General features: G+C 70.3%; 12 protein-coding genes. 8 read left to right on the top strand and 4 right to left on the bottom strand.

Annotation, left to right across the window (positions count from 1 at the left end; all coding sequences use genetic code 11):
• Together ACFR9S_RS04805 and btuC are read right to left on the bottom strand one after the other, a co-directional pair.
• Nucleotides 1-485 (bottom strand): ABC transporter ATP-binding protein (locus tag ACFR9S_RS04805; RefSeq protein WP_379818175.1); only part of this gene is annotated, 485 nt, incomplete at its 3' end.
• Complete coding sequence (gene btuC, locus ACFR9S_RS04810; protein WP_379818176.1) at nt 482-1,555, bottom strand: vitamin B12 ABC transporter permease BtuC; 1,074 nt, start codon at nt 1,553-1,555, stop codon at nt 482-484. The genes btuC and ACFR9S_RS04805, both read right to left, overlap by 4 nt.
• A 60-nt stretch (nt 1,556-1,615) precedes the next feature.
• On the opposite strand from btuC, the gene ACFR9S_RS04815 reads away from it, so the two are divergent.
• From ACFR9S_RS04815 to ACFR9S_RS04830, 4 genes are read left to right on the top strand one after another with little or no spacing between them, the layout of a single operon-like run.
• Complete coding sequence (locus ACFR9S_RS04815) at nt 1,616-2,770, top strand: PGF-CTERM-anchored ABC transporter substrate-binding protein (protein WP_379818177.1); 1,155 nt, start codon at nt 1,616-1,618, stop codon at nt 2,768-2,770.
• A 44-nt stretch (nt 2,771-2,814) separates the two neighbouring features.
• Nucleotides 2,815-3,093, top strand: coding sequence for a signal recognition particle subunit SRP19 (gene srp19, locus ACFR9S_RS04820; protein WP_379731821.1), 279 nt, complete (start codon nt 2,815-2,817; stop codon nt 3,091-3,093).
• A complete protein-coding gene (locus ACFR9S_RS04825; protein ID WP_379731822.1) occupies nt 3,093-3,320 on the top strand; it encodes an H/ACA ribonucleoprotein complex subunit GAR1 in 228 nt (75 codons plus the stop codon). The genes srp19 and ACFR9S_RS04825 overlap by 1 nt, the downstream gene beginning before the upstream one ends.
• 48 nt (nt 3,321-3,368) lie before the next feature.
• Entirely contained in the window at nt 3,369-4,343 is a 975-nt protein-coding gene (locus tag ACFR9S_RS04830) for a presenilin family intramembrane aspartyl protease PSH (protein ID WP_379731823.1), read from the top strand.
• 308 nt (nt 4,344-4,651) lie between these two features.
• Here the strand turns inward: ACFR9S_RS04830 and ACFR9S_RS04835 are convergent, their stop codons facing one another.
• Nucleotides 4,652-5,137, bottom strand: coding sequence for a PUA domain-containing protein (locus tag ACFR9S_RS04835; RefSeq protein ID WP_379731824.1), 486 nt, complete (start codon nt 5,135-5,137; stop codon nt 4,652-4,654).
• Nucleotides 5,138-5,192: 55 nt separating this feature from the next.
• Nucleotides 5,193-5,690: a LabA-like NYN domain-containing protein gene (locus tag ACFR9S_RS04840; protein ID WP_379731825.1), complete on the bottom strand. Its 498-nt coding sequence runs from the start codon at nt 5,688-5,690 to the stop codon at nt 5,193-5,195.
• Nucleotides 5,691-5,961: 271 nt separating this feature from the next.
• On the opposite strand from ACFR9S_RS04840, the gene dapA reads away from it, so the two are divergent.
• The 4 genes from dapA to ACFR9S_RS04860 form a co-directional block, all read left to right on the top strand.
• Entirely contained in the window at nt 5,962-6,864 is a 903-nt protein-coding gene (gene dapA, locus ACFR9S_RS04845) for a 4-hydroxy-tetrahydrodipicolinate synthase (RefSeq protein ID WP_379818178.1), read from the top strand.
• The gene (gene dapB / locus ACFR9S_RS04850; protein ID WP_379818179.1) at nt 6,864-7,646 is read left to right on the top strand and encodes a 4-hydroxy-tetrahydrodipicolinate reductase; all 783 of its coding nucleotides are present in this window, start codon (nt 6,864-6,866) and stop codon (nt 7,644-7,646) included. Before dapA ends, dapB begins: the two co-directional genes overlap by 1 nt.
• A 25-nt stretch (nt 7,647-7,671) precedes the next feature.
• Nucleotides 7,672-8,505, top strand: a complete 834-nt coding sequence (locus tag ACFR9S_RS04855; protein ID WP_379732784.1) for a 2,3,4,5-tetrahydropyridine-2,6-dicarboxylate N-succinyltransferase — start codon at nt 7,672-7,674, stop codon at nt 8,503-8,505.
• Nucleotides 8,502-9,200 (top strand): type III PLP-dependent enzyme domain-containing protein (locus ACFR9S_RS04860; RefSeq protein WP_459077188.1); only part of this gene is annotated, 699 nt, incomplete at its 3' end. The genes ACFR9S_RS04855 and ACFR9S_RS04860, both read left to right, overlap by 4 nt.

A 9,200-nucleotide genomic window follows, 5' to 3' on the forward strand; every position in this document is an offset into this window, starting at 1 on the left:
CCGCCGGAGACTTCGGTCACGGGTCGATCCGCGAACTCGGCGACCTCGGTCCGCTCCATCGCGCGCTCGACGGCCGCGTGGTCGGCTTCGTCCATCGATCCGAACCGCGGGACGTGGGGCGTTCGCCCCATCTCGACGATCTCCCGGACGTCGAACGAGAAGGAGATGGAGGTGTCCTGCGGGACCGTCGCGACCCGGCGGCCGACGGCTTTCGCCGACAGCGCGTCGGCGGCCTCGCCCGCGATCTGGACCCGGCCCGAATCCGGAGTGAGCGAGCCGCGGGCGGCCCGCAGCAGCGTCGACTTCCCGGCGCCGTTGGGACCCACGAGTCCCACGAACTCCCCGCGCTCCACGTCGAGGCTCACGCCCGCGAGCACGTCGTTGTCGCCGAGCGTCACCGAGAGATCGGCGATCGACAGCACTGGTCCGTCGGTCGCGACGTCGCCGTCGATCGGTCCCTCGTCGCTCGGATCTGTCCGACTCATAGCTCGTGAACCCTCCGTCTGCGCAGCAGGAACAGGAAGAAGGGCGCGCCGACCGCCGCCGTCACGATCCCGACCGGAAGCTCCTGGGCGCCGCTCCGGGCGACCGTGTCGGCCGCGACGAGGAACGCCGACCCCGCGAGCGCGGCCGTCGGCAGGAGGATGCGGTGGTCCGGGCCGACGACGAGTCGCATCACGTGGGGGACGATCAGGCCGACGAAGCCGATCACCCCGGAGACGGCGACGCCGGCGCCGGTCATCACCGCCGACACCGCGAGCAGGAGGCGCTTGGTCCGCTCGACCTCGATCCCGAGGCCGGCGGCCTCCTCCTCGCCCAGCAGCATGACGTTCAGGTCACGCGCGTAGGCCAGCAGGAGGAGGAAACAGCAGGCGACGAACAGCGGCAACAGCGGCAGGCCCGCCACGGGGACGAAATCCCCCCAGCCGGCGTTGTCGAGGTGGCCCATCAGCCAGTACACTACTTCCTCCATGCTCTCCCCGGAGTGCAGGAGGAGAAAGGAGGTAACCGCGCCGAGGAACGTCTGGACCGCCACCCCGGCCAGCAGCAGCGTCGCCACGGGCGTTCGCCCGCCCTCGGTCGCGATGGCGTAGACGCCGAAGGCGGTGATCAGCGCGCCGGCGAAGGCCGCCGGCTCCAGCCCCAGTCCGAACGGGATCAGCGCCGGGGCGACGATAGCCGCGACGGCGCCGACGGCCGCGCCCGAGGAGACGCCGATGATCGAGGGGTCGGCCATCGGGTTCCGGAAGAACCCCTGCATCACCGTCCCCGCCGCCGAGAGCGCGAAGCCGACCAGCGCACCCAGCAGGATCCGCGGCAGGCGGATCCGCATCACGATCGCCCGGTTTGAGTCCTGCAGCGAGAACTCGAAGGGACGCCGCCAGCCGAGTTCGCCCTCCGCGAGGCTCGGCACCGCGACCGCCTCGAGCACGGCCTTGACGACCGCCTCGGCGGGGACCGGAACCGGGCCGATCCCCGCACTGAGAACGACGGTCACGGCGAGCGCGCCGGCTAACGCGACAGACCAGCCGGTGGCGCGCCTCGCGACGCTCATGTACTCAAACCTGAGTTGCGTTAGACAAATACTTGTTGCACTAGCCGCGAGGGGGAGGCGATGCGAACGCGAACAACGCTGTTGATCGTACTGTGTACGCTTCTCGTGAGCGTCGCGCCGGCCGGCGCCGTCGGGGCGACGGGCGCGCCGACGGCCCACGCGAGCGTCGACAACGCCGCGGTCCAGCAGTCGGTTCCCGACTGCTCCTACCCGCTCTCTTCGACCGACGCGACGGGCACCGAGGTGACGATCGAGGAGGCGCCCGAGACCGTCACCACGCTGGGGCCGAGCGCGGCCCAGACGATGTGGGAGATCGGCGGCAAGGAGCAGGTCGTCGGGCTGGACCAGAACGCCGAGTACCTCGCTGACGCCGAGAGCCGGACCAACGTCTCCGCGGCCGGCTTCGGCTACAGCACCGAGGCGGTCGTCGGCACCGAGGCCGATCTGGTTCTCGCGGCCAACATCGTCACCAACGACACCGTCGCCGCCCTGCGAGATGCGGGGATGACGGTGTACAAGTTCGAGCAGGCCACCTCGATCGAGGACGTGGCGAACAAGACCGCGCTCATCGGCCAGCTCACCGGCAACTGTGAGGGCGCCGCCGAGGCCAACGCCTGGATGAACGCGAACGTCGACACCGCGACCGAGATCACCGCCGACCTCGACCGGCCGGGCGCGCTGGTCCCGCTCGGCGGCGGCTTCGTCGTCGGCAACGAGACGTTCATCGACGCGATGGTGACCGCCGCGGGCGGCCAGAACGTCGCCGCCGAGCGGTACGGCAGCGGCTACAGCGAGGCGTCCGACGAGGTGATCGTCGAACTCGACCCCGAGATCATCGTGTTCCAGCCGTGGATGGCCGGCTACATCGGACAGGAGCCGTACTCGCTGACGACCGCGGGCGAGAACAACGCCAGCGTCGTCGTGGACGCGAACTACCTCAGCCAGCCCGCGCCGCGCTCGGTGGTGTACGCGACCCGGAACCTCACCGAGGGGTTCCACCCCGACGCGGCCGCGAACGCCGAGTGGACCGCACGGGGCGACGTGAGCGTCGAGACGGCGACCCCGACGCCGACCGAGACGGTCGCGATGACCGAGACCGCGACGGCGACCGAAACCGCGACACAGGAGACCGCGACTGAGGGGCCCGGCTTCGGTGCGGGCGCCGCCGTGGCTGCTCTCGGCGCGGGCGCGGCGCTGCTCGCCCGACGCGACTGAGCGCCACCAAAACCGCTTTCCCCGCCGACGGCTTCTTCTCTCGCATGATCGAGAACGTCGTCTACCCCGCCTACCTCGACGCGGCGTACAGTCGCTCGGAGGGGCGGCGCGTCCCCGAGGACGAGGCCGTCGACGAGCCGACGGTCGACGAGATCGCCAAGGCGGTCCAGCAGGTCGGCTACGACGCCGTCATCGAGCGGGACAAGACCTACCCCCGGGAGTACGAGCAGCGCGGTCGCGTGCTCGTCCAGGGCGCCGAGGACGCCACGAAGAACGACCTCGTGCAGGCCATCGCGGCGTACGTCGCGATCCTGCGGGACTGATGGAGCGAGTCGGCACGGTCGCTCGGACCGCACAGGGGCTGGCGATCGCGCGCTGCCCGGACGGCGACCACCCCGAGATCGGGCAGCCAGTCGTCGACGAGAACCTCGACACGGTCGGGCGCGTCGTCGACGTGTTCGGCCCTGTCTCCCAGCCCTACGTCGCGGTCACGCCGAACGATCGCTCGGGCCTCGCTGCGCTCGTCGGGCAGAAGCTGTACGCCCGCTGACGCCCCGGGACCACAACGGCCAAACCGCTCCCGGGAGAACGGCTGACAATGAGTTCTCGTGCGTTCCGCGGGACGGCGTTCGCGGCTTTCGTTTTCCTGCTCGTCCAGTTGGGTGCGCTGGCGTTGGTCCCCTCCTTCGAGGCCAGCGGCTACCAGCAGTTCGAGAATCCACAGGACCCCACGAACAGCCTCGTCTACATCCTACTGATCCTGGTGATGACGGTGCTGATGCTCGCGGCGTTCAAGTACGATTTCGACTGGGTCGTCCGGGCGTTCGTCGTGTTCACCAGCGGCCTGCTGGCGTGGTACGTGCTGGGCGTGTTCCTCCCCGCGATCGCCGCGATCCCCCTCTCCGCGCTGATCGCGGTCGCGCTGTGGGTGTACCCCGAGTGGTACGTCATCGACGCCGCGGGAGTGGTGATGGGCGCCGGCGCTGCGGGGCTGTTCGGTATTAGCTTCGGCGTCCTGCCGGCGATCGTGCTGCTCGCGGTGCTGGCGGTGTACGACGCCATCTCGGTGTACGGCACCGAGCACATGCTCGAACTCGCGGAGGGCGTGATGGACCTCCGGGTGCCGGTGGTGCTGGTGATCCCGCTTACGCTGGGGTTCTCGATCCTACCCGAGGACGAGGACGGGGATGACGAGAACAGCGAAGCGGACGGCGACACCGAGAGCGAGTCGGTCTCCGACGAGGCCGCCGTCGAGGGCGAGGCGCCGGCGGTGGCCGACCGCGACGCGTTCTTCATCGGACTGGGCGACGCGGTGATGCCGACGGTGCTCGTCGCCAGCGCCGCCCACTTCTCGCCTGCCGCTCCGCTGGACATCGGGATCGACCTCGCGCTGAACCTTCCCGCGCTGGCGGCGATGATCGGGACGTTCCTCGGTCTGTTCGTCCTCCTGCGGATGGTGTTCGCCGGCCGCGCCCACGCCGGCCTCCCGCTGCTCAACGGCGGTGCCATCGGCGGCTATCTCGTCGGCTCGGTCGCCGCCGGCGTGCCGATCCTGACGGCGCTGGGACTGTAGAGACTTTTTGGAAATTGTGAACTTGGCGCGAAGCGCTCGCGCCTCCGTGCGCGAGCGAGCGCGAGGGACGACTGACCGAGCGAAGCGAGGGAGGGAGTCGGCTGGGGAGGTTCGTGGGCTATGCGGGCGGGACTGAAAGGGGCTGCCCGCTCGGCGAGCGAGACGACGCGAGCACCGCAGGGAACGGAGTGACCGAGGAGCGCAGCGAGTCGCAGCCGTCGAGCGGGCAGGGGCTTTCACGGTGTTGTCGACGACAATCCCGCCAGAAACAGCACTCCAACGAACGAAGAGAACGAACCGACCGAGAACTACGAAGAGGAATCCACGTACTCCTCGACGCCCTCCCGGACCATCACCGCCATCCCCGTCTCGAAGTCCAGAATCTCCGTCGCCGACAGCTCCGCCCGCCCCACGCCCAGTAGCTCCCCGCTCTCGTGGACCACCAGCACCTCGTCTCCCGCCCTGATCTCCTCCCCACACCGGTCGACGAACTTCGCGAACGTGTTCTCCCCCTCCCGCACGAACGGCTCGGACTCGTCGCCGACGTAGACGCGGTACGCCGGCGCGTCGAGGTGGTCGTGGAGCCGTCGCCCGCCCGCGAAGCCGAGCGTGAAGCGGCCGTCGGTGCCCATCGACGCCAGCCGGCCGTCCGGGGCGTGGATCTGGCTCGGCCGGCCGCCGGTGGAGTAGTCGATCTCGAGGTGGGCCTCCGCGGGGAACAGCGCCTGCCCGGCGCCGCGGCCGAACTGGTAGTCGGCCGTGGTCCGCAGGTCCGCACGCGAGGTCTTGGCCATACTGAGAGAGCGAGCGCTCGGCGGAAAAGCGTCTCGAAGCTCGGGACGAGTGGGGTTAGAGCAGGAACTCCTCCTCCCGCTCCGCCATGTCGTGGAACGCGTCGGCGGCCTCGATCAGCTCCTCGGCGGTCGAACTCTCGAAGCAGAACACCTCCACCCGGACGCCCTCGTGACGGAGGTGCGAGCAGAGCCGCGCGAAGTCGCCGTCGCCGCTGGCGAGCACCAGCGTGTCCACCTTCTCCGCCAGCGTCACGGCGTCGAGCACGATACCCACGTCCCAGTCGGCCTTCTGGGAGCCGTCGCCGAACGTCTTGATCTCCTTGATCTTGCGCTCGAAGCCGATATCCTCCAGCGCCTCGAAGAAGGACTCCTCCTCGGGCGAGTCCGCGCGGATCACGTACGCCAGCGCCCGCACGAGCTCGCGGTCCATCACCGCCTTCTCCAGCAGCCCCGAGTAGTCGATGTTCCGCGAGTAGAGGCTCTGGGCCGTGTGATAGAGGTTCTGCGCGTCGGCGAGCACCGCGACGCGCTGGCCCTCGTGGATCTCGGTCATTAGCCGTTCGTTGCCCGGCGTTCGTTAAAAAATGCCGTCTCGATCCCGGCCGGAGTCAGAACCGTTATGAGGGTCGCCCTCCCTCTCCCGTCCGTGACGCGACTGTCCGGACTCGACGGCGCCGCCGCCCGCGGAGCTCCGGCTGTCGCACCCCGCTGCGGGAAACGCGGCAAACGCTGACTTCTCCCGCTCTCGGCCGGCGTGGCGTCCGGTCGTTGGCGACTTTCGACCGCATCGCGCAGCGACCGCTCACGCGACAGCCTCACACCAGATGACGACACCGTTCAGCGGGGTCTACCCCGCCATGACCACTCCCTTCCGGGAGGACCGAAGCATCGACCACGACCGACTCGCTGCCGACGCACAGCGCCTCGAAGCCGCGGGCGTCGACGGTCTCGTCCCCGTCGGCTCCACGGGCGAGTCCGCGACGCTGACCCACGACGAGCACGCGCAGGTCGTCGAGACCGTCGTCGACGCCGTCGATGACGTGCCGGTGATCGCCGGCGCGGGATCGAACGCGACCCACGAGGCCGTCAGCCTCGCCGAGGACGCCGAAGGTGCCGGCGCCGACGCCGTGTTGCTGATCTCACCGTACTACAACAAGCCCGAGGCCGAGGGCTACCTCGACCACTACCGCACCATCGCCGACGCGGTTGATCTCCCACAGATCGTCTACAACGTCCCCTCGCGGACGGGCCGGAACGTCCCCGTCGACGTGGTCGCCGAACTCGCCGAGCATCCGAACGTACAGGGGTACAAGGCCGCGAGCGGCGACCTCGGCCGCGTCTCCGAGGTGATCGAACGCACCCGCGACGAGGCGTTCTCGGTGCTCTCGGGCGACGATGGACTCACGCTCCCCATCTGCTCGCTGGGCGGGACGGGGACGATCAGCGTTGTCGCCAACGTCGAGCCCGAGCGGACGGGCGCGATGGTCGGCGCCGCCACCGCCGACGACATGGGCCGCGCTCGCGACCTCCACTACGAGCTCGAACCCCTGATCCGCGAGCTGTTCGTCGAGACCAACCCCATTCCGGTGAAGGAAGCGATGGCGATCCGCGAGGACCACCCGCCACACGTGCGCTCGCCGCTGACGCGGCTCTCCGAGGAGCACCGTGAGCAACTCCGCGAGACGCTCGCCGATCTCGCGGGCGGCGAGCCGGAGGTGACCGTCTGATGTCGGCCAGCCCGACCCGGATCGTCGTCACGGGCGCGACCGGCCGGATGGGCGAGGAACTCATCGACGCGGCGGGCGACCGTTCGGACGTGCTCGTCACCGCAGCCGTCTCCCGAACCCCCGGCTCCGTGACCGCCGAAGCAGCGGTCGGCACCCACCTCGCCGCGATCCTCGCCGACGAGGACGACGTCGACGCCGTCGTCGACTTTACCGCGCCGGAGGCGACCGCTGAGTACGCCGAGATCGCGGCCGAGCACGGCGTCGCGTTCGTCACCGGAACGACCGGGCTGGAAGACCACGATGCGGACCCGCTGGGCGCGCTCGACGCCGCCAGCGAGTCGATTCCGGTGCTCCACGCCAGCAACTTCTCCCGCGGGATCGCCGCGCTCCGGGGGGCGGTCCGGGAGGCCGCCGCTTCGCTCCCGGGATACGACGTGGAGGTCACCGAGACCCACCACAACGGCAAGCGTGACGCGCCCAGCGGCACCGCGCTCACGCTCGTCGAGGACGTCGAGGCGGAACGCCCGGACCTGACCGACCGCCAGTACGGCCGCGAGGGCGAGCAGCCCCGCGAGACCGACGAGATCGGCGTCCACGCCCGGCGGGCCGGCGACGTGACCGGCGAGCACGAGGTGCTGTTCGCGGGCAACCGCGAGACCGTCTCGCTGTCGCACTCGGCGGGCGACCGCGGCGTGTTCGCGGAGGGCGCACTCGACGCCGCCGTCGCCGTCGCTGACCGCGAACCGGGACGCTACGAGTTCGCCGAACTACTGCAGGACTGACCAGCGACACATCCAACATCTACCAATGAGCCTCGAAACCGAGATTTCGGACCTGTGGAACCGCTACGAAGACGGACTCACCGCCGAGGAGGCGGGCAGCAGCGAACTGGAGACCCTCGACGCGTTTCTCGCCGCGCTGGAGGCCGGCGAGTACCGCGCCGCCGAGAAAGTCGGCCCCGCGGAGTGGGAGGCCGTCCCGTGGGTCAAGCGGGGCGTGCTGCTCAACTTCGGCCTGCGCGAGACCCAACCCCGAACGTACGGCGGCGTCGACTACTACGACGTGCTGCCGCTGCGCTCGACCGACGACCTCGCGGACCGCGGCGCGCGAAACACGCCCGACGGCACCGTCCTCCGCCCCGGCTCCTACCTCGGCGAGGACGTGATCATGATGTCGCCGAGTTTCGTCAACATCGGCGCCCGCGTCGGTGACGACAGCCTCGTCGACTCCAACGACGTGGTTGGCTCCTGCGCTCAGATCGGCGACGGCGTCAAGATCGGCGCCAACACGCTGATCGGCGGCGTGCTCGAACCGGTCGAGGACGCGCCGGTCGTCGTCGAGGACGGCGTCTCGCTGGGCGCGGGCTGCCGCGTAACGTCGGGGTTCGTCGTCGGCGAGAACAGCGTCGTCGGCGAGGACACGCTCCTGACCCCGCGGATCCCCGTCTACGACCTCGTCGAGGAGGAGGTCCACTACGGCCGCCTCCCGCCGGAACGCCGCGCGTTCCAGCGCTACGTCGAGTCTTCGGTCTCCGACGAGGAGCTGATCCCCGGGAAGGCGTACAAGCCCGCCGTCGTCGCGACGGGGCTGGAACAGGAGACGCTCGAAGCGACCCAGCGCGAAGGCGCGCTCCGGGAATGAGCGACGAGGAGCGGGCGGCGGCGTCCGACGGCGGCCCCGCGGTCCGGCGGCTCGACGACTGGGACCGCAGTACGCTGGAAGCGCTCGCCGCGGAGCACGGCACGCCGCTGTACGTGTTCGACCCCGCGCGGGTCCGCGAGAACTGCCGGCGGCTCCGGGCCGCGTTCCCCGATGCCGAGATCCAGTACGCCGCGAAGGCCCACACAGCCGGGGAAACCCTGCAGACCGTCCACGACGAGGGGCTTGCGGTGGAGTGCGCTTCGGCGGGCGAGGTGCGCCGCGCCCTCCGAGCCGGAATCCCGGGCAGCGACGTGATCTACACCGCGGTCAATCCGCCCGCCGGCGACCTCGACAGCGTCGTCGAAGCGTGGCAGGAGAATCCCGAACTCACGATCACCGCCGGCGCCGCGGACACGGTCGACCGCCTCGCCGAACGCGGGTTCGACGGGCGCCTCCGGCTGCGCATCAACCCCGGCGTCGGCGCCGGCCACCACGAGAAGGTGGTCACGGGCGGCCACCCCAAGTTCGGCGTCGGGCTCGACCGCGCGCCCGACATCGCCGCCCGGATCGACGGAGAGTTCGCGTTCGCGGGCATCCACGCCCACGCCGGCTCGGGAATCTCGGGCGACGACCTCGCGAACCACCGCGAGCTGGTCCGCCGGATGGGCGATCTGGCTCGGGAGCTCGAAGCCGAC

The organism is Halolamina salina (assembly GCF_042678005.1).
GTDB classification, from domain to species: Archaea; Halobacteriota; Halobacteria; order Halobacteriales; family Haloferacaceae; genus Halolamina; species Halolamina salina.

Excerpts from the sequence above, each read along its gene's own strand:
- btuC (WP_379818176.1), bottom strand. The coding sequence starts at position 1,555 with ATGAGCGTCGCGAGGCGCGCCACCGGCTGGTCTGTCGCGTTAGCCGGC.
- ACFR9S_RS04815 (WP_379818177.1), top strand. The coding sequence starts at position 1,616 with ATGCGAACGCGAACAACGCTGTTGATCGTACTGTGTACGCTTCTCGTG.
- srp19 (WP_379731821.1), top strand. The coding sequence starts at position 2,815 with ATGATCGAGAACGTCGTCTACCCCGCCTACCTCGACGCGGCGTACAGT.
- ACFR9S_RS04825 (WP_379731822.1), top strand. The coding sequence starts at position 3,093 with ATGGAGCGAGTCGGCACGGTCGCTCGGACCGCACAGGGGCTGGCGATC.
- ACFR9S_RS04830 (WP_379731823.1), top strand. The coding sequence starts at position 3,369 with ATGAGTTCTCGTGCGTTCCGCGGGACGGCGTTCGCGGCTTTCGTTTTC.
- ACFR9S_RS04835 (WP_379731824.1), bottom strand. The coding sequence starts at position 5,137 with ATGGCCAAGACCTCGCGTGCGGACCTGCGGACCACGGCCGACTACCAG.
- ACFR9S_RS04840 (WP_379731825.1), bottom strand. The coding sequence starts at position 5,690 with ATGACCGAGATCCACGAGGGCCAGCGCGTCGCGGTGCTCGCCGACGCG.
- dapA (WP_379818178.1), top strand. The coding sequence starts at position 5,962 with ATGACGACACCGTTCAGCGGGGTCTACCCCGCCATGACCACTCCCTTC.
- dapB (WP_379818179.1), top strand. The coding sequence starts at position 6,864 with ATGTCGGCCAGCCCGACCCGGATCGTCGTCACGGGCGCGACCGGCCGG.
- ACFR9S_RS04855 (WP_379732784.1), top strand. The coding sequence starts at position 7,672 with ATGAGCCTCGAAACCGAGATTTCGGACCTGTGGAACCGCTACGAAGAC.